Here is a 19177-nt window from a genome sequence, read left to right on the forward strand (position 1 = left end):
CCGAATCATTTCGGCGGAGTGAGCACATCACTGACCTGTGAGTCACTGAGCGAGATACCAAAAAAATCGTGATAAAAATCACGAACTTCCTGGCGCATATCTATGTCAACAAAACGTTGTGGGTAAAGCGTTTTAGCCAGCCAGAGAAATTGCAGCGCCTCTTCGCTGGTCTCCCGACACCACCAGAACATACCTTTCGGATTAACATAGACTCGATGATGAATCACTGCATCGACTTGCGCCCACTGAGGGGAAGCCATAATGGCTTCTGCGTCGCGTTTATTCATTGCTACAATAACCGCCGGATTAGCCGCAACGATCTGTTCCAGCGCCACCTCCCCCGTTCGGTTTGATTTGCTGTCAAACCAGTGCTCAGCAATATTCCTTGCCCCAGCCAGATCCATCCAATCCTGATTAAGAGAGGGGCGACCGCTGGTTGTCAGCGGGTTGCCCATACTGTGATATATCGTCACTCGCTGATTGTCAGAGAGATCTTTTAAACGGTCCTTCACCAGCCCCACGTTATGGTCAAAATAGCGTTGGTAACGCAAGGCTTTCTGCTGAGCATCAGGTCCAAGAACATCCGCCGTTTTCTGTACCCGGGACGTTAATGCAGTCATGGAATTCGCTTCGAAGGCAAGAATACGCACACCAGCCTGCTGGAGTAATGATTCGCCTGGTACAGTCATCGATTTCGGCACGAATAACAGTTGCGTACCAAGCGAGATAATTTGCTCCGGATCCAACTCATGACCGCTGTTAACACTGACGACAGCGACATCATCAATACGCGGTAAACTCTGGCGGAAAAGCGGTATTTTCTTCGCTATCATTGATGTACCAACAATATTTTCGCCATAACCTAACATAGTGATAATGGTGTTTTGTGCAGGCCATGGCGATGCGATACGGACATCGCTTTGCGGTTGTGCGGCAAATAAGCTCCCCGCCACCAGACATAACAGTGCGGGGAAAATACGGGTTAACGTCATCATTCCAGCCTTTAGAAATCTAACGTCACGGAAGCACGAACTTCGCGTCCGCTGCCGATAAATGCGCTCGGCGAACCGTTATCACCATCAGTCCCTGACGGGAAGATGGAGGCCCAGTAATGCTTATCGAACACGTTGTTCACGACAACCCGGAAGGTGGTAGGCACATTGCTGATTTTGGTTGTATAGCGAGTTCCTAAATCCCACGTGGTGTAGCTGCCAGCCCACGCGGTATTAGTGTCGTTAGCCGCTCGCTTACCGGTGTAGTGAATATTCGCGCTATAAACCCATTGCGGTATAGAAGGTAAACTGTATTCAGCCAACATATTAGCCTGTACTTTGGGAACCCCGACCACCTGCTTGTCGCTGGTTGAATCGCTGGCCGTATCTTTCAATTTTGGATTGAGGAACGTCACACCACTATAAACGTTTAATCCCTGCCAGACGTTTCCGGATGCAGTCAGTTCCAGACCATTATTTACCTGATTACCCTGTTCTTTATAGACATCATCATTGGGATCTACATAGGCAAAAGGACGTTCGAGCCGGAACAGAGCCGCGCCCAAATTCAACCCTGAAACATCCGCTTTAAGCCCTACTTCATATTGCTTACTGCGGTACGGATCCAGCGTTTGTCCGGCATTTTTCACATCGCTGTTGATTGGTGCGGTTCCCCCCTGTTCCAGGGACTCTGCATAGCTAATATAGGTCATCACATTTGGCGTAATTTTATACATCAGCGCCGCATTCGGACTTAATCCATCCTCATCAATCTGGCTGGTTTTATGCCCGTTCTTATTATAACTCTGTGACTGGATCCAACTCTGGCTGAGGTAAAACATTGTTGACCATTTCGGTGTCAACGTGATCGTATCGCCCACGGTAATACTCTGTTGTGTATTCACTCCGGATTTATAGCGATCACCGCTGGTTCTGATTTTTCCGTCGCCTTTCTCCGTCATCTCCGAAGGGTTATACATGTTAGTGGTGCCCCAGTTATAAGAAGAGCCGGTGCCTTTTGCACTGTACAAAGACCAAACATAACCCGTAGTTGAAAGTGCAATATCGTGCCCAATGGAGCCAGTATCCACATGACCATTGAGAGTGGCAGTATTGCTCAGTACACGAAAACGCCCCGCTGCAGTGGAGTCTTTCATCGTGCGGCTGATATCACCCTGATCATTTATTATTTTGCTCGATACGCTGCGCATCGCGCGATCCGCCTGCTGCCAGCCAACACCAGCCGTTACCGACCAGTCATCATTCAGATAATGAATCAGCCGTGTACTGATGGTATCCGTCGTCAGATCGTTACCGGCAGTACTGAGTGCAAGATTTTTATTTTTGGGATCAGGCGCAGAAGGTAATTTAATACCTGGACCATAGCTGAAGCTGCCCGGATATCCTTTCTGGACAAACTCATAGTGGCTGGCATCCAACTGCAACTGCGTACCGGGTTGAATATTCCAGTCCATCGCCACGGAGAGAAGCTTACGACGCAACGTACTATCGTCCAGGTTTCCTTCCCCTTCCTCATTCAGGATATTAACGCGATAGCCAAAACGGTTGTCATCATCAATATGCCCTCCCAGATCAATGTGCCCGGTGAACGCACTGCGACTCTGATAACCCAGAGTCACTTCACGTAGCGTCTCTTCCGTCGGACGTTTTGCAATAAAATTAAATTGCCCCGCCGGGCTGGCCGGGCCATACAATGCCCCCGTCAGGCTATTCAGTACATCCAGACGTTCCAGTGTTTCAACCGGGAACGAAGTTGTTGAAACAATATTCAGGCCATCCAGGCGACTGTTGGCAACGACGCTACCCTGCATACCACGGCTTTGCGGCCTACCAACATCCATACCGCCACGTGCCTGCATTTGCGTACTGGGTGAATATTTCAACAACTCACTCACGCTTTGCGCCTGCTGATTTTCAATCATCATTTTAGTGACCGTGGTCGTCGAATATGGCGTATCGACCCAGGCTTTATTTCCCTGCGGACCAACATCAATATCATTCGTTTTAAATCCTGCACCGGAAGGCGCAGAAGCTGGATTGCCGGAAGGCTGACTGGTGACGACAATTTCATCTTCAGACGCCGCTTCAGCGTGGACACTTTGGGATGCCAGAGTAATGAGAACAGGCAACAGTGTTGCTAAGTAAGTAGGTTTATTCATTTGTATTATCAATCGTTATGTAAAAATTTATATTACGATCGATATAGGTGTAAAATTTTGATCTCAGTCACGTCAAAACTTTTAAGAGCGTATCTAACTCTTTGTGATTATGAGAAATCAGAGATAAAAAAACCGGCCTGTTTAGCCGGTTTATAAACAAAGAAAAGGGTATTACTCGCCGCGACGAACCTTCACCGCTTTTGCCAGTTGGCGCAGCACAGAGTCAGTATCTTCCCAGCCAATGCAGGCATCGGTAATGCTCTTACCGTAAGTCAGCGGTTCGCCGCTATCCGGGTTCTGATTACCTTCAACCAGATGGCTTTCAATCATCACGCCAATAATCGCTTTTTCGCCACCGGCAATCTGCCCGCACACGTCTTTAGCAACATCCATCTGCTTTTTAAATTGCTTGCTGGAATTCGCATGGCTAAAGTCGATCATGACCTGCGGAGACAGACCCGCTTTGACCAACCCTCCTTTCACGTCAGCAACGTGTTGAGCACTGTAATTCGGCTCTTTGCCCCCGCGCAAAATGATATGGCAATCGCCATTACCACTGGTATTCACAATTGCGGAGTGACCCCATTTGGTCACAGACAGGAAACAGTGCGGCGCACCTGCGGCATTGATTGCATCAATGGCGACTTTAATTGTGCCATCGGTACCATTTTTGAATCCAACCGGGCAGGAAAGACCAGAGGCCAGCTCACGGTGCACCTGGGACTCGGTAGTACGCGCACCAATCGCGCCCCAGCTCATCAGGTCCGCGAGATATTGCGGGGTGATCATATCAAGGAATTCACCCGCAGCCGGTAAGCCGCTATCGTTAATATCCAGCAGCAACTTACGCGCTATGCGCAGACCGTCGTTGATCTGGAAGCTGTTGTCCATATGCGGATCGTTGATTAGCCCTTTCCAGCCCACGGTAGTACGCGGCTTTTCAAAATAGACGCGCATGACGATTTCAAGCTCATCTTTCAACTCTTCACGCAGTGCCAGCAGGCGAGCAGCATACTCTTTGGCTGCGGCCGGATCATGAATAGAACACGGTCCGATAACGACCAGCAAACGATCGTCGCTCCCTTTCAGGATCTTATGGATCGCCTTACGGGCGTGAGCAACCGTATTTGCGGCATTTTCAGTAGCAGGGAATTTTTCCAGCAGTGCGACTGGCGGTAATAACTCGTTGATCTCTTTAATACGTAAATCGTCGTTCTGATAATTCATGATTATTCCAGCGTTGCCATACTTATATAAATGAATGCAATCCCTCCAATCTATATCTTCAATCATAAAGTGTAAACGGGGTTTTACAGTTTGGACGGATTAATCCTGGAATCAATCAAAAAAACGCAATAAAGTAGCGAAAAACGAGATCTAAACTACAATTTTTAACTGTAACAGCTTACTTTTTCATTATTTTCAAGATTCTATGCTGGTTTTTATTTCCATACTGAAACATTAAACCACACCCTGACGATTTAACTGGCACATGCACTGTTGGAAGAGGTTATCCGACATATTGACCATTACAGGAGCATATTATGCAAATGACAATGACAAAGCTGGCCTCACTCTTTCTTACTGCAACTCTTAGCCTCGCCAGCGGCGCAGCGCTGGCTGCAGAAACAAACGCTCAGTCCAATAACGGCCAGGCAAATTCTTCGGCGGATGCTGGTCAAGTAGCACCTGACGCCCGTGAAAACGTTGCACCAAATAACGTCAACAATAACAAAATCAATTCGGGTGGAACCATGCTGCACCCGAACGGTTCATCGATGAACCATGAAGGAATGACAAAAGACGAGGTGCACAAAAACTCTATGTGTAAAGACGGTCGCTGTCCGGATGTGAATAAGAAGGTCGAGACCGGAAACGGCATCAATAATGATGTCGATACCAAAACTGATGGTACCACCCAGTAAAGCTAAAATATGGCTAATAACAGGAGAGCAAAAGCTCTCCTTTTTAATTTTGTCAGCCCAAACCCGGTATGATGTCATACAGTAAAGATGAGAATAACAAAGGGATGACACTATGGCTCACTCGCACACTCATACTTCCCCAGACCAGCACAAAGATAACAATGCCCGTCGACTGCTGTTCGCATTCTGTATTACAGCAGGATTTATGCTGGTTGAGGTGGTGGGAGGAATACTTTCAGGCTCTCTGGCGCTACTGGCGGATGCCGGGCACATGCTTACCGATGCGGCCGCGCTACTTTTCGCACTGCTGGCCGTCCAGTTTTCCCGTCGTCCTCCCACTATCCGCCACACATTCGGCTGGCTGAGACTCACCACACTGGCCGCGTTTGTTAACGCTATTGCGCTGGTGGTGATCACTATTTTAATCGTCTGGGAAGCGATTGAGCGCTTCCATACGCCCCGACCAGTAGCTGGCGGAATGATGATGGTTATCGCCGTCGCGGGTTTGCTGGCTAATGTACTCGCCTTCTGGGTTCTGCATCGCGGAAGTGAAGAGAAAAACCTCAACGTCCGCGCCGCTGCACTACACGTGATGGGCGATTTACTCGGTTCGGTAGGTGCGATTATCGCTGCGCTGATCATTATATGGACCGGCTGGACGCCTGCGGATCCCATTCTTTCTATCCTGGTTTCCGTGCTGGTACTGCGCAGCGCCTGGCGTTTATTGAAAGATAGCGTGAATGAATTGCTGGAAGGTGCGCCGCTTGCACTGGATATTGCTGCACTACAGCGCCATCTTAGTCGGGATATTCCTGAAGTTCGCAATGTGCATCACGTGCACGTCTGGATGGTGGGAGAAAAACCGGTAATCACATTGCATGTGCAGGTGATCCCACCACACGATCATGATGCCTTGCTGGAGCGCATTCAGCACTTCCTGACGCATCACTATCAAATTGAACACGCGACCATTCAGATGGAGTATCAGCCATGTAATGGACCGGACTGTCACCTTTATCAGGGACTGTCCGGTCATTCACATCACCATCACTAATGGGAAAGCGCGCGTGAGCCGCGTTCGCGCGCGCTGTTTATCCACATCCTGCTGCCGTTGAGGGCAATAACCGTCAGGATCATATATTCCAGCGACATGGCATACACGCCTTGCAGGGCAAAGATCACCACACTAATAACGTTAATGACCACCCACAAAAGCCAGTTCTCGACGTATTTGCGTGTCATCAGGATCATCGCCACAATTGACAGCACCATCATGCAGGAATCCCAGAACGGGAAAGCGTCGGGTTGAAGTTCTGGTGCGGCAACCTGTAACCCCAGCCCCTGCATAATATTCACTGCCGTGCGGGTCAAAAACGCAAACACCGGATCGATATACACCGTCATCAAACCAATCGCCACCACGCAAGCAGCCAGCCAGCTTAGCGCTTTTGGTAACGGCAGCCAGCGAATTTTCAGTTCAGCCTCATGCTGACTGGTTTGCCGGGACCATGCATACCAGCCGTAGATGTTGGCGGCAAAAAAGAACACCTGTAACAACAGGCTGGCGTAGAGTTGGATCTGAAAAAAAATAATCGCAAATAACGTAACGTTGATCAGACCAAAGAAATAATTGCTGATTTTCTCCAGGCTAGCCAGGCCAATACACAGTAAACCAGCGACAGTACCTACCGCTTCAATCCATGACAGGTCGTAACCACCTGCACCAATCGGAATATGAACCAGAATATTCTGCGTGCTAAAAAAATCCATCTTTCCCCCCAGAGCGAAACGCGATAATTAAGCTCGTAGTGTAGCCGCAAATTCCAGCATGCGGTTTAACGGCAATAGTGCCCCTTCTCGCAGTGCTGCATCAACCTGTATCTCATGAGCCACTCCACCCTGCTCAAGACCTTCAGCGATCGCCTTAAGGCCGTTCATCGCCATCCACGGACAATGTGCACAGCTGCGACAGGTTGCCCCCTCGCCAGCCGTCGGAGCCTCGAGCAACTCTTTATCAGGAACAGCCTGCTGCATTTTGTAAAAAATGCCCCGATCAGTCGCCACAATAAGTTGTCTGTGCGGTAACGTTTTAGCTGCGTTAATTAGCTGACTGGTTGACCCCACTGCATCGGCCATATCAACAATCGATTGAGGGGATTCAGGGTGTACCAGAACAGCGGCGTCAGGATAAAGCCCTTTCATGCGCGTTAATGCCTGGGTCTTAAATTCGTCATGGACAATGCAGGCTCCCTGCCAGCAGAGCACATCCGCACCGGTCTGTTTTTGCACGTAGTTGCCGAGATGTCTGTCCGGTGCCCAGATGATTTTTTCACCTAAACTATCAAGATGCTCAATAAGTTCAACGGCGATACTGGATGTTACCACCCAGTCAGCACGCGCTTTAACGGCGGCTGACGTATTAGCGTAAACCACTACTGTGCGATCCGGGTGAGCATCACAAAATGCGCTGAAGGCGTCGATCGGACAGCCCAAATCTAATGAACACTCCGCCTGCAACGTTGGCATCAGGATAGTTTTTTCCGGGCTAAGAATTTTGGCCGTTTCTCCCATAAATCTGACGCCCGCAACCAGCAGTGTGGATGCTGGGTGTTTTGATCCGAATCGCGCCATCTCAAGTGAGTCAGAAATACAACCGCCGGTCTCTTCAGCCAATTGTTGGATTTCAGGATCGGTATAATAGTGCGCAACCATCACTGCATCGCGCTCTTTCAACAGGCGCTTGATTTTTTCGCGATAGAATTGCTTTTCATCCACACTCAGCGGTGCAGGCTTCGGCGGAAACGGATAGATTGCAGCTTCAGGGTCAAACATCACGCTCATCATGCATTCTCGTTTTACTGGCTTAACGAAACAACCGACTTAAAGCGTGATGCACGCTGCAATCGGCTATATTTGTTTTATATGCTAAACAAGATAGCGGATTGGCGTATAAAAGTCACAATAATTGCGTTTGATGAATGCCGGATATGTTTTGTAAGCCTGATAAGCGAAGCGCATCAGGGAAGCAGGTTCGAATCTTATAAATCGCAGATAGCAAAAAGGCGCCTTTAGGGCGCCTTTTTACACTGGTGGGGCGTGCAGGATTCGAACCTGCGACCAATTGATTAAAAGTCAACTGCTCTACCAACTGAGCTAACGCCCCCATATGGGGTTTACTACTTTAACCTTTTCAGGATGGTGGGTCGTGCAGGATTCGAACCTGCGACCAATTGATTAAAAGTCAACTGCTCTACCAACTGAGCTAACGACCCTTTCGGGTATCACCTGAAATATTTTTACTCGACACCAATTTAATAAATTGGTGGGGCGTGCAGGATGACTCGACTTCGTCTCGCCCTACGGGCCGTTGCTGACGCAACGTTATCCTTCACGGCTAACACCTGAGTACGATGTTAATATTGGTGGGGCGTGCAGGATTCGAACCTGCGACCAATTGATTAAAAGTCAACTGCTCTACCAACTGAGCTAACGCCCCGAGTGGTGGGTGATGACGGGATCGAACCGCCGACCCCCTCCTTGTAAGGGAGGTGCTCTCCCAGCTGAGCTAATCACCCGATACTACGCTGGATACTGCTTACTGCTAAGTTAGTGGTGGGGCGTGCAGGATGACTCGGCTTCGCCTCGCCCTTCGGGCCGTTGCTTACGCAACGTTATCCTTCACGTTTTACTACCACTACCTACTTCAATTATTGGTGGGGCGTGCAGGATTCGAACCTGCGACCAATTGATTAAAAGTCAACTGCTCTACCAACTGAGCTAACGCCCCACTTTTCTCGCCGCTTTCGGGCTGTTTGATATCCCTTGGCAACGGCGGCATATATTACTGATTTCAGATTTTAGCGCAACAAAAATTTCGATGTAAATAACTCAACTGCTTAGGAATCACACGACGCGACCAGAAATAACGCGATTTCTGGTCGCATGGTGTGCATTACATCGCGCCAAGGCGTTTTTGCGCTTGTTTAGCGCCATCAGTGCCAGGATATTTAGTGATAACCTGCTGATAAACTGCTTTAGCTTTTGCTGTGTCACCTTTGTCCTGCATGATGACGCCAACTTTATACATTGCGTCTGCAGCCTTTGGTGATTTCGGGAAGTTTTTAACTACCGAAGCAAAATAGAACGCCGCATCATCTTTTTTACCCTTGTTGTAATTCAACTGACCCAGCCAGTAATTTGCATTGGGCAGGTAAGTCGAATCCGGATATTTTTTGATGAAGTTCTGAAATGCCACAATCGCGTCATCCTGGCGGGATTTATCCTGCACCAGAGCAATTGCTGCATTGTAATCGGTATTAGCATCGCCAGTTTGCGCGGGCACACCTGACGCTGCGGTAGCACCTGCATCAGGCGCAGGGGTTGCTGCCCCGCTCTGATCGCTATCCACAGACTGCGCTGCCGGCGCACTACCGCTGCCAAGATTATTCATCTGCAACAAAATCTGCTTCTGGCGCTCAACAACCTGATTCAGCTGATACTGACTTTCCTGAATTTGACCACGCAGGGAATCAATATCGGACTGATTATCGGAGAGTTGTTGCTGGAGTTGGGTTAAAAGCTGACTGTGAGCGTTAGAAATACGCTCGAGTTGAGTGACACGGTCTTCGACCGAGCCTGAGCCGACACTACTGATTGGCGCCTGAGCAAAAGCGGCCCAGGGGGCCGCTATGCCAACCAGTAACGACAGACTCAACAGGTGATGTCTGAAGTTACTGCTCATGCAATTCTCTTAGTAAACCAGTACGGCACGACGGTTTTTGGAGTAAGCCGCTTCGTCATGACCCAGTACTGCAGGTTTTTCTTTACCGTAAGAAACGATGGAGATCTGGTCAGCAGAAACGCCTTTACCCTGCAGGTACATCTTAACGGCGTTAGCACGACGTTCACCCAAGGAGATGTTGTACTCAGGAGTACCACGTTCGTCCGCATGACCTTCTACGGTGACTTTGTAAGACGGGTTGCTACGCAGGAAGTTAGCGTGCGCATCCAGCATTGCAGCGAAGTCAGAACGGATATCGTACTTATCCAGATCGAAGTAAACGATGTTGTTCTGCTGCAGCTGTTGCATCTGCAGACGCGCTTGCTCTTCGGAGGACATGTTGCCGCTGCCGTTTGCATCCATACCAGTGCCGGCACCCAGCATGCCTTCGCTGCCGTCATTGCTGGCGTTCTTGTTAGAAGAACATGCCGCAATTGCCATAACAGGCAGAGCGATCATCAGCCCTTTCAGCACTTTGTTCAGTTGCATTTCAATGATTCCTTTATTAATCAATTATTTATTATCACAGATACGGCGACCAGGCAGGGAATTTAACCTGTCCATCGGTTGCCGGAAGACGCGCCTTGAAACGCCCATCTGTAGAAACCAAATTCAGCACGGATCCCATCCCCTGAGAAGAGCTGTAGATTACCATAGTGCCGTTAGGTGCCAGACTTGGCGTTTCATCCAGGAACGTTGACGACAGAACTTGTACGCCACCCGCTACCAGATCTTGTTTGGCAATGTGTTGCTGCCCACTATTTGAGCTTACCATTACCATAAACTTACCGTCACTGCTTACATCAGCATCCTGGTTTTGCGAACCTTCCCAGGTAATACGCTGCGGAGCACCGCCGTTAACGTTAACTTTATACACTTGCGGACGACCTGCCTGGTCAGAGGTAAAGGCCAGGTTTTGACTATCCGGGAACCAGGTCGGTTCGGTGTTATTGCTACGACCATCAGTCACCTGACGGATTTGGCCTGAGCCAATATCCATCACATACAGGTTCAGGCTACCCGTTTTAGACAGAGCAAACGCCAGTTTGCTGCCATCCGGAGAGAATGCCGGAGCACCGTTGTGACGCGGGAACGAAGCCACCTGACGAACCGCACCGTTAGACAGCGTCTGGATAACCAGCGCAGAACGTCCGCTTTCAAAGGTTACATAAGCCAGTTTAGAACCGTCCGGAGACCATGCCGGCGACATCAAAGGCTGCGGAGAACGGTGAACAACGAACTGGTTGTAACCATCGTAGTCAGAGACACGTAATTCGTACGGGAACTGGCCGCCGTTGGTCTGAACGACATAAGCAATACGGGTACGGAACGCGCCCTTAATACCGGTCAGTTTTTCAAACACTTCATCACTAGCAGTATGGCCCGCGTAACGCAGCCACTGCTTGTTCACTTTATACGTGTTCTGCGCCAGTACGGTACCCGGTGCGCCGCCAGTGTCTACCAGTTGATAAGCAACACTGTAGGAACCGTCCGGATTAGGCGTAACCTGACCCACAACCACAGCATCAATACCCAGCGCAGACCATGCAGCCGGCTGAACTTCTGCCGCAGTGCCCGGCTGCTGTGGCAGACGAGACCTGTCTAACGGGTTAAATTTACCGCTGTTACGCAGGTCTGCACCTACGATACCACCGATATCTTCGGGAGCAGCGCCCGGCCCTGCCCACTGGAACGGGACTACACCAATCGGGCGCGCCGAGTCCACCCCTTGGGTGATCTCGATACGTACTTCTGCATGCAGCACCGCTGCCCACAGCATCAGAAAACCAAATGCTACTCGTAATGCCTGCTTCATCATATCTCCCTTATCTGGACGGAAAGCCCACGATAATTTAGCAGAATGTTAACAAACTCAAATACACAAAACTACCAGAACTCTGTCTCAACCTTAGACCGTTTTCCCCGAAATCTCGGGGAAATGATTACAGTTTAAAGTCCAGTTTGGCATCTTTTACTTTTTCATAAACAGCCTGGCTAGGCGGTTTAGGAATTCTGGCTGTTTTTGCAGCCGTCAACGCAGCCTGACATAATGCTGGATCGCCACCTTCTTCGGTCACATCCAATAACAGTCCATCTGGTGCCAGCTTGATATGCAACACACAAGATTTGCCTGCATACAAATCAGCACCATACAGACGGCTCTGAATCGCATTACGAATTTGAGATGCGTAAGCACTGATATCAGCACCTGATGCGCCACCGTTTGCACCACTTGTACCACTATCTTTCGCTGGCTGACCGTTTCCTTTCGCTCCACCGCCCGATTTCGGCGCATTCTTACCGGAGCTTAAGTCACCTAACAAGTCGTCAACACCAGAGGCTGCGGCGGCTTTCTCTGCTGCAGCTTTTTTAGCGGCAGCCGCTTTATCTGCGGCGGCTTTTTTATCAGCAGCCGCTTTTTCGGCAGCAGCTTTCTTGTCTGCTGCAGCTTTTTCCGCAGCCGCTTTCTTATCGGCAGCGGCCTTTTCAGCGGCAGCAGCTTTTGCAGCAGCGGCTTTTTCTGCTGCAGCGGCAGCTTTCTCAGCAGCAGCCTTCTCGGCTGCGGCTTGCTTAGCGGCCTCAGCCTGTGCTTTCTTCGCGGCTTCAGCGGCGGCTTTAGCAGCCTGCGCCTCAGCGACTTTCTTGGCATCTGCAGCTGCTTTTGCAGCGGCTTCAGCCTCGGCTTTCTTCTGTGCGTCAGCAGCCGCTTTCTTCGCGGCTTCAGCGGCTTGTTTCGCCTGAGCATCAGCTTTGGCCTTCGCATCCGCAGCAGCCTTCGCTGCAGCTTCTTCAGCCTGTTTCTGTTGTTCTTGCGCTTTCGCAGCCGCGGCTTCCGCCTGCTTTTGCTGTTCCGTCTGCTCGCGCACTTTTTCCTGCGCGGCTAAACGTTCTTTCTCCAGCTGCTTCAGTCGCTCTTGCTCTGCCGCCTGCTTCTCACGAAGCTCTTCGGCTTGCTGCTGCGCCTGTTTTTCACGCTGTTCTTCTGCACGTTTCGCACTTGCCTGCTGTTGCTGCTGGCGATCGTACTGTTGGACAACGGCGCCAGGATCGACCATAACGGCGTCAATGGACGAACCGCCACCACCGCCGGCTGAAGCATCAATGTGCTCATCGAACGAACTCCAGATCAGTACTGCAAATAAAATAACATGCAGCACCGCTGAAATAATTATCGCCCGTTTGAGCTTGTCGTTTTGTTCGGTTGCCTTTGACACTCTCGGTTCCCAAAAAACTGTTCGCCTGTTACGCGCTATCTTTCAAGCCAGGAATACGCAGACATCAGATTGGCTGCGTCATCAAGCCAACAGATTTCACGCCCGCACTGTGTAACAAGTTCAGCGCTTTAATTATTTCATCATAAGGCACGTCTTTCGCACCACCGATTAAAAAGACCGTTTTCGGATTGGCCTGCAGGCGGCTTTTCGCTTCTGCGATAACCTGCTCTGGCGGCAGTTGATCCATACGATCTTTTTCAACTACCACGCTGTATTGCCCAATACCGGAAACTTCAATAATGACCGGCGGCTCGTCGTTGCTGCTGACGGCTTGCGATTCAGTCGCGTCCGGCAGATCGACTTCCACACTCTGGGTAATGATCGGCGCTGTTGCCATAAAGATCAGCAGCAGCACCAGCAATACGTCGAGCAGCGGTACAATATTGATTTCGGACTTGAGTTCGCGACGACCTCGTCCACGCGTTCTGGCCATGGCTTACCCCTTGTTGCTCTCGCTAACGGTAAACGCCTGGCGGTGCAGAATCGCGGTGAACTCTTCCATAAAGTTGTCGTAATTCTGTTCCAGCTTGTTTACGCGCTGATTCAGACGGTTATAAGCCATAACCGCCGGGATTGCCGCAAACAGGCCGATAGCTGTTGCAATCAACGCTTCCGCGATACCCGGAGCGACCATTTGCAGGGTTGCCTGTTTTACAGCACCGAGTGCGATAAATGCGTGCATGATCCCCCAAACCGTACCGAACAGACCGATATATGGACTGATAGAGCCCACGGTTCCCAGGAACGGAATATGCGTTTCCAGCGTTTCGAGCTCACGGTTCATGGAGATACGCATCGCACGGGACGCCCCCTCAACAACCGCTTCCGGCGCATGATTATTTGCCCGGTGCAAACGAGCAAATTCTTTGAACCCGCTGTAGAAAATTTGTTCCGATCCCGCCAAATTATCACGACGACCCTGGCTTTCCTGATACAGGCGCGACAATTCAATACCAGACCAAAACTTGTCTTCAAACGCTTCCGCTTCACGCGAAGCGGCATTAAGAATACGGGTTCGCTGGATAATAATGGCCCAGGATGCGATTGAGAAACCAATCAAAATCAACATGATAAGTTTAACCAGAAGGCTTGCCTTCAGGAACAAATCAAGGATATTCATGTCAGTCACTGCTTAAACTCCGCGACAATAGACTTGGGAAGCGCACGAGGCTTCATCTTGAGTGGATCAACGCAAACAATCAGAACTTCGGCTTCATTCAGCACGGTGTTCTCTGCGTTGACAATGCGTTGCGTGAAAACCAATGAGGTGCCACGCATTGACGTAATTTCGGTTTGGACTTCGAGCATATCGTCAAGCCGGGCAGGCGCAAAATACTCCAGGGTCATCTTGCGCACCACAAAGGCTACACGTTCGGCCAGCAGTACCTGCTGACTGAAGTGATGATGACGCAGCATCTCTGTGCGTGCTCTTTCATAAAAAGCGACATAACTGGCGTGGTAAACCACCCCACCGGCATCGGTGTCTTCGTAGTAGACACGAACCGGCCATCGAAATATATACTTATTCATTCCTGCTACCTCTTTGGCTTTGTCCACTGCCCCCGGGCACTTACTTCTGTAAGCGTCTGGAGAATCCTGACCTTGCCGTCTCGATGCTTCAAGAATGCTGTTGTATATAGCGTTGTATTCACTTTACATCCCGGTAATGCAACAAAAGTTAGTACTTTTAACCGGTGCTACTATACGCGCGGGAATGATGCTTTGGAATGGGGGAAAGTAAACGGAGAGTAAAAAATTATGGGCTTATGCAAGCCCATAAATATTTAAGGATGTTTCTTATTCAAAAGAAGAAGAAAATCAGACCAGCAACAAGCACGATATCCGCTATCAGCGGGCAGAAGATGCCCTGCCAGTGAACCGCACGAGGACGAAATCCAACGCCGTGGATTACGCCAGTACAAACCGCCCACATCAACAAAAATCCATGCCAGATTTCCAGCTCACTGGTTTTTGCCGCGAAGCGTGTGGGATCCCAGAATATGCAGCCAGCCAACACGATTGCCAGCACAAAGGAAAGCGCCCGCAAGGGGCGCTTATCCATTACCGCATAAATATACTTTATCATCCTTTAAGCTGCCTCTTTGTTGGCTGCACCTGCTCACCCCAGTCACTTACTGATGTAAGCTCCTGGGGTTTCGCAGCCTTGCCGCCGCGATGTACCTAAAACGATGTTGTATATTGCATCGCGATAATGTTGATCATTAACTTTCTTCTTGTCCGGCCTTGCCTGCTTCAACGTGCTCAAGCGCCAGCGCTGTGATTATCCCAAATGCACAGGCAAGAAGCGTTCCCAAAATCCATGCGAAATACCACATTTTTAGCTCCTTACTTAGTACAGAGAGTGGGTGTTGCTTTCAATATCTTCTTTGGTGATGCGACCGAACATCTTCCAGTAACACCAGCTGGTGTACAGCAGAATGATTGGTACAAACACCGCCGCAACCCAGGTCATCAGGTTCAATGTTCTCTGGCTGGAGGTAGCATCCCACATGGTCAGGCTCGCGTTCATCATGGTGCTGGATGGCATTACAAACGGGAACATTGCAATACCAGCAGTCAGGATGATGCAGGCCAGGGTCAGTGAAGAGAAGACAAACGCCCAGGCCCCTTTCTCCATACGAGAAGTCAGGATGGTCAACAGTGGCAGAACCACACCCAGAGCCGGAACCAGCCACAGGATTGGTGCATTGTTAAAGTTCACCATCCAGGCACCCGCAACACGCGCCACTTCTTTAGTCATCGGGTTAGAAGCTGCATGGTGATCCAGTGCAGAAGTCACAACATAACCGTCAATACCGTAGATCACCCAGACTCCAGCCAGAGCGAAGCAGACCAGAGTGACCAGCGCAGCAACCTGAGAAGTCGTACGTGCACGCAGGTGAAGTTCGCCTACGGTACGCATCTGCAGATAGGTCGCGCCCTGGGTGATGATCATCCCAACACTCACGATACCTGCCAGCAGACCAAACGGATTCAGCAACTGGAAGAAGTTACCGGTGTAGTACAAACGCATGTACTCATCCATGTGGAACGGAACCCCTTGCAGCAGGTTACCGAATGCCACACCAATCACCAGAGGCGGAACGAAGCTACCGATGAAGATGCCCCAGTCCCACATGTTGCGCCAGCGCATATCTTCAATCTTCGAGCGGTAATCGAAACCGACCGGACGGAAGAACAATGCCGCCAGTACAAGGATCATCGCCACATAGAATCCGGAGAACGCAGCGGCATAAACCATCGGCCAGGCAGCGAACAATGCGCCACCAGCGGTGATCAACCAAACCTGGTTACCGTCCCAGTGCGGGGCGATGGAGTTAATCATAATTCGACGCTCGGTATCATTACGACCGAGGAAACGGGTGAGCATGCCCACCCCCATGTCGAAACCATCGGTGACCGCAAAACCAATCAGCAGAATGCCAACCAGCAGCCACCAGATAAAACGCAATACTTCATAATCGATCATTTGACGACTCCTGTCTTAGCGTGCCGGCTGAGAAGTCACAGTGGACTGCTCGTAGTGATAACGACCGGTTTTCAGGCTGCTCGGACCACGGCGTGCGAACTTGAACATCAGGTACAGTTCAGCCACCAGGAACAGGGTATACAGGCCGCAAATCAACAGCATCGAGAAGATGAGGTCGCCAGCAGTCAGCGAAGAGTTCGCCACGGCTGTCGGTAACACTTCACCAATCGCCCACGGTTGACGGCCGTACTCTGCCACAAACCAACCGGACTCAATGGCAATCCACGGTAATGGAATCGCATACAGCGCCGTGCGCAGCAGCCATTTTTTCTCACCGATACGGTTACGGATTACGGTCCAGAAGGATACAGCGATAATCGCCAGCATCAGGATGCCGCACGCCACCATGATACGGAACGCGAAGTACAGCGGAGCAACACGAGGAATGGAATCTTTCGTTGCCTGCTGAATTTGCGCTTCGGTCGCATCGGTAACTTTATCGGTATAGCGTTTCAGCAGCAGACCATATCCCAGATCTTTCTTCATGCTGTTGAACTGGTCGCGAACGGCCTGATCGGTGGAGCCAGCACGCAGTTCTTCCAGCAGCTGATACGCTTTCATCCCGTTACGGATACGCTCTTCATGCTGCACCATCAGATCTTTCAGACCAATGACGGGTGTATCAACAGAACGGGTGGCAATGATGCCCAGCGCATAAGGAATTTGGATAGCGAAATGGTTCTCCTGCGCATCCTGGTCCGGGATACCGAACAGCGTAAAGGATGCAGGGGCAGGCTGAGTTTCCCATTCAGCTTCAATTGCGGCAAGTTTGGTTTTCTGCACGTCACCCATTTCGTAACCGGATTCATCACCCAGAACGATAACAGAGAGAATGGCAGCCATACCGAAGCTGGCAGCGATAGCAAAGGAGCGCTTAGCAAACGCGAAGTCACGACCGCGCAGCATATAGTAGGAGCTGATCCCAAGAACGAACATCGCGCCACAAACATAGCCAGAAGCCACGGTGTGTACAAATTTCACCTGTGCAACCGGGTTAAGCACCAGTTCGGAGAAGCTCAGCATCTCCATGCGCATGGTTTCAAAGTTGAAATCTGCTGCAATTGGGTTCTGCATCCAACCGTTCGCAACCAGAATCCACAGTGCGGACAGGTTAGAACCCAAAGCCACCAGCCAGGTGACGCACATATGCTGGACTTTACCCAGACGGTCCCAGCCGAAGAAGAACAGACCTACAAAGGTGGATTCGAGGAAGAAGGCCATCAAGCCTTCGATCGCCAGTGGCGCACCGAAGATATCCCCTACATAGTGGGAATAATAAGACCAGTTAGTCCCGAACTGGAACTCCATGGTCAGACCGGTAGCCACACCCAGAGCAAAGTTGATACCAAACAACTTGCCCCAGAACTTGGTCATATCTTTATAAATCTGTTTGCCGGAAAGGACGTAGACCGTTTCCATGATGGCCAACAAAAACGCCATACCCAGCGTTAGTGGCACAAACAGGAAGTGGTACATCGCGGTCAAGGCAAACTGTAAGCGCGACAGTTCGACTATATCTAACATCATGACTCCTTGCTCATCGCATGAAGACTCCGAGAGTGAACCCCGTTAGAAAGGGTCACACGCATGCCCCAATACAAATTTATTTGCTTCCATCCGCCGTTGCTCTTTCTTCTCATTTGAAGAAAAGGCAATGCCGAAAAGTTACAAACATGTTAATAAAACACTCAAATTGATCCCGCAATTATATTACGCCGTAAAATCCTTACAATAAACAGGTTTTTATCGAGGTAAATTTGCATTTTTCGATAGTGATCAATTTATAGCTAATTTATCACTTCCAGACCAATTTGATCTGCAGCAATTTAACCTCATTTTGTAGTGTTTACCAAGTTTTAAACATTGATTTAAATCAATTTTCAATTTTAATGTTAACAATGTTTACCACGAGAGTAACTAGTAAACATCATGTTAACGATTTGTTTTTAAATGAGTAATTGCCGTTACTACAAATGATAGATTATTTATTTAAATCTACACGATCTTTTAACCAGCTCAGACGGCAAAATGTGGTAGCAGATAAAGAGTAACTATTGTTAGGTAGCTCACAGATTTTTTTTAGCAAGTCGTGGAATTTTAAATTTATACAAATTATTCATTTTAATTTTACCTATAATTAACACCAAAATGTAACTATCTCAGCTGGAAGAGAAACTCACTGCATTCTCAACCTCAATGAAGATACCTCCCCTTCTCAAATGCCATGCTTTCCTGTCCGAATCATCACCGCAAGTTATCACTCCCTCCCCTTTTGCGCATATGGTCCAAAGATTAAATATGTTCTGAACAATCTATTATCATTTTTATCTTAAATTTAACAAATAATATTTTTGACATATAAGATCAATAAATAAAAAACCGTTAGGTTGTTCACAAGTTATTTAATAAGCATAAGTTTTTAAATTATTTAAAACGACACTTAAAAAAGGCTCACAACAAAATAAGATTTCGATC

18 protein-coding genes and 5 tRNA genes are annotated in these 19177 nt (G+C 49.4%); 2 read left to right on the plus strand and 21 right to left on the minus strand.

Annotation, left to right across the window (positions count from 1 at the left end):
* Positions 1-5: 5 nt before the first annotated feature.
* The 3 genes from OH663_RS11170 to aroG all read right to left on the minus strand — a co-directional run bounded on the left by OH663_RS11170 (position 6) and on the right by aroG (position 4399).
* Complete coding sequence (locus OH663_RS11170; RefSeq protein ID WP_200010785.1) at positions 6-992, minus strand: ABC transporter substrate-binding protein; 987 nt, start codon at positions 990-992, stop codon at positions 6-8.
* A gap of 11 nt (positions 993-1003) precedes the next feature.
* Positions 1004-3172 carry a TonB-dependent siderophore receptor gene (locus OH663_RS11175; RefSeq protein WP_200010610.1) on the minus strand — a complete coding sequence of 723 codons (2169 nt, stop codon included), beginning with the start codon at positions 3170-3172 and terminating at the stop codon, positions 1004-1006.
* Positions 3173-3343: 171 nt separating this feature from the next.
* On the minus strand, positions 3344-4399 hold the full coding sequence (aroG, locus tag OH663_RS11180) for a 3-deoxy-7-phosphoheptulonate synthase AroG (RefSeq protein ID WP_045441125.1): 1056 nt from the start codon (positions 4397-4399) through the stop codon (positions 3344-3346).
* 323 nt (positions 4400-4722) lie between these two features.
* Here aroG and OH663_RS11185 point away from each other — a divergent pair, with 323 nt between their 5' ends.
* On the plus strand, positions 4723-5097 hold the full coding sequence (locus tag OH663_RS11185; protein ID WP_045449506.1) for a YbgS-like family protein: 375 nt from the start codon (positions 4723-4725) through the stop codon (positions 5095-5097).
* A 112-nt stretch (positions 5098-5209) separates the two neighbouring features.
* On the plus strand, positions 5210-6151 hold the full coding sequence (gene zitB, locus OH663_RS11190; protein ID WP_200010609.1) for a CDF family zinc transporter ZitB: 942 nt from the start codon (positions 5210-5212) through the stop codon (positions 6149-6151).
* Here zitB and pnuC read toward each other — a convergent pair.
* The 18 genes from pnuC to cydA form a co-directional block, all read right to left on the minus strand.
* The gene (gene pnuC, locus OH663_RS11195) at positions 6148-6867 is read right to left on the minus strand and encodes a nicotinamide riboside transporter PnuC (RefSeq protein WP_200010607.1); all 720 of its coding nucleotides are present in this window, start codon (positions 6865-6867) and stop codon (positions 6148-6150) included. The two genes, zitB and pnuC, sit on opposite strands and share 4 nt — an antisense overlap.
* Before the next feature lie 27 nt (positions 6868-6894).
* Entirely contained in the window at positions 6895-7938 is a 1044-nt protein-coding gene (gene nadA, locus OH663_RS11200; RefSeq protein WP_048221831.1) for a quinolinate synthase NadA, read from the minus strand.
* A gap of 246 nt (positions 7939-8184) precedes the next feature.
* A tRNA-Lys gene (locus OH663_RS11205) sits at positions 8185-8260 on the minus strand.
* A 33-nt stretch (positions 8261-8293) separates the two neighbouring features.
* Positions 8294-8369 (minus strand) — tRNA-Lys (locus OH663_RS11210).
* 148 nt (positions 8370-8517) lie between these two features.
* Positions 8518-8593: transfer RNA gene (locus OH663_RS11215), tRNA-Lys, on the minus strand.
* A gap of 3 nt (positions 8594-8596) precedes the next feature.
* Positions 8597-8672 (minus strand) — tRNA-Val (locus tag OH663_RS11220).
* Between the two features lie 136 nt (positions 8673-8808).
* Positions 8809-8884: transfer RNA gene (locus OH663_RS11225), tRNA-Lys, on the minus strand.
* Positions 8885-9049: 165 nt separating this feature from the next.
* Positions 9050-9838: a cell division protein CpoB gene (cpoB, locus tag OH663_RS11230; RefSeq protein ID WP_045441121.1), complete on the minus strand. Its 789-nt coding sequence runs from the start codon at positions 9836-9838 to the stop codon at positions 9050-9052.
* 9 nt (positions 9839-9847) lie between these two features.
* Positions 9848-10366, minus strand: a complete 519-nt coding sequence (pal, locus tag OH663_RS11235; RefSeq protein ID WP_006685431.1) for a peptidoglycan-associated lipoprotein Pal — start codon at positions 10364-10366, stop codon at positions 9848-9850.
* A gap of 34 nt (positions 10367-10400) precedes the next feature.
* On the minus strand, positions 10401-11693 hold the full coding sequence (gene tolB, locus OH663_RS11240; protein WP_045441120.1) for a Tol-Pal system beta propeller repeat protein TolB: 1293 nt from the start codon (positions 11691-11693) through the stop codon (positions 10401-10403).
* A gap of 127 nt (positions 11694-11820) precedes the next feature.
* A complete protein-coding gene (gene tolA, locus OH663_RS11245) occupies positions 11821-13092 on the minus strand; it encodes a cell envelope integrity protein TolA (protein WP_048221834.1) in 1272 nt (423 codons plus the stop codon).
* Between the two features lie 64 nt (positions 13093-13156).
* Entirely contained in the window at positions 13157-13585 is a 429-nt protein-coding gene (gene tolR / locus OH663_RS11250) for a colicin uptake protein TolR (protein ID WP_045441118.1), read from the minus strand.
* 3 nt (positions 13586-13588) lie between these two features.
* Positions 13589-14281, minus strand: a complete 693-nt coding sequence (gene tolQ, locus OH663_RS11255) for a Tol-Pal system protein TolQ (RefSeq protein WP_136345302.1) — start codon at positions 14279-14281, stop codon at positions 13589-13591.
* Positions 14278-14682, minus strand: a complete 405-nt coding sequence (gene ybgC / locus OH663_RS11260) for a tol-pal system-associated acyl-CoA thioesterase (RefSeq protein WP_045441116.1) — start codon at positions 14680-14682, stop codon at positions 14278-14280. The genes tolQ and ybgC overlap by 4 nt, the downstream gene beginning before the upstream one ends.
* Positions 14683-14953: 271 nt before the next feature.
* Positions 14954-15238 (minus strand): cyd operon protein YbgE, encoded by a 285-nt coding sequence (gene ybgE, locus OH663_RS11265; RefSeq protein WP_045441115.1) that lies wholly within the window; start codon positions 15236-15238, stop codon positions 14954-14956.
* A 136-nt stretch (positions 15239-15374) separates the two neighbouring features.
* Positions 15375-15488, minus strand: a complete 114-nt coding sequence (gene cydX / locus OH663_RS11270) for a cytochrome bd-I oxidase subunit CydX (RefSeq protein ID WP_071828905.1) — start codon at positions 15486-15488, stop codon at positions 15375-15377.
* Positions 15489-15502: 14 nt separating this feature from the next.
* Complete coding sequence (cydB, locus tag OH663_RS11275) at positions 15503-16642, minus strand: cytochrome d ubiquinol oxidase subunit II (protein ID WP_045441114.1); 1140 nt, start codon at positions 16640-16642, stop codon at positions 15503-15505.
* 15 nt (positions 16643-16657) lie between these two features.
* On the minus strand, positions 16658-18226 hold the full coding sequence (gene cydA, locus OH663_RS11280; protein WP_045441113.1) for a cytochrome ubiquinol oxidase subunit I: 1569 nt from the start codon (positions 18224-18226) through the stop codon (positions 16658-16660).
* Positions 18227-19177: the final 951 nt, after the last annotated feature.

This window comes from Citrobacter sp. Marseille-Q5395, assembly GCF_947057495.1.
Taxonomy (GTDB): Bacteria; Pseudomonadota; Gammaproteobacteria; order Enterobacterales; family Enterobacteriaceae; genus Citrobacter; species Citrobacter murliniae.

Coding starts and splice junctions, on each gene's coding strand:
- OH663_RS11175 (WP_200010610.1), bottom strand. CDS start 3,172: ATGAATAAACCTACTTACTTAGCAACACTGTTGCCTGTTCTCATTACT.
- ybgC (WP_045441116.1), bottom strand. CDS start 14,682: ATGAATAAGTATATATTTCGATGGCCGGTTCGTGTCTACTACGAAGAC.
- OH663_RS11170 (WP_200010785.1), bottom strand. CDS start 992: ATGACGTTAACCCGTATTTTCCCCGCACTGTTATGTCTGGTGGCGGGG.
- ybgE (WP_045441115.1), bottom strand. CDS start 15,238: ATGATAAAGTATATTTATGCGGTAATGGATAAGCGCCCCTTGCGGGCG.
- zitB (WP_200010609.1), top strand. CDS start 5,210: ATGGCTCACTCGCACACTCATACTTCCCCAGACCAGCACAAAGATAAC.
- cydA (WP_045441113.1), bottom strand. CDS start 18,226: ATGTTAGATATAGTCGAACTGTCGCGCTTACAGTTTGCCTTGACCGCG.
- tolR (WP_045441118.1), bottom strand. CDS start 13,585: ATGGCCAGAACGCGTGGACGAGGTCGTCGCGAACTCAAGTCCGAAATC.
- cpoB (WP_045441121.1), bottom strand. CDS start 9,838: ATGAGCAGTAACTTCAGACATCACCTGTTGAGTCTGTCGTTACTGGTT.
- pnuC (WP_200010607.1), bottom strand. CDS start 6,867: ATGGATTTTTTTAGCACGCAGAATATTCTGGTTCATATTCCGATTGGT.
- aroG (WP_045441125.1), bottom strand. CDS start 4,399: ATGAATTATCAGAACGACGATTTACGTATTAAAGAGATCAACGAGTTA.
- OH663_RS11185 (WP_045449506.1), top strand. CDS start 4,723: ATGACAATGACAAAGCTGGCCTCACTCTTTCTTACTGCAACTCTTAGC.
- tolB (WP_045441120.1), bottom strand. CDS start 11,693: ATGAAGCAGGCATTACGAGTAGCATTTGGTTTTCTGATGCTGTGGGCA.
- cydX (WP_071828905.1), bottom strand. CDS start 15,488: ATGTGGTATTTCGCATGGATTTTGGGAACGCTTCTTGCCTGTGCATTT.
- nadA (WP_048221831.1), bottom strand. CDS start 7,938: ATGAGCGTGATGTTTGACCCTGAAGCTGCAATCTATCCGTTTCCGCCG.
- cydB (WP_045441114.1), bottom strand. CDS start 16,642: ATGATCGATTATGAAGTATTGCGTTTTATCTGGTGGCTGCTGGTTGGC.
- pal (WP_006685431.1), bottom strand. CDS start 10,366: ATGCAACTGAACAAAGTGCTGAAAGGGCTGATGATCGCTCTGCCTGTT.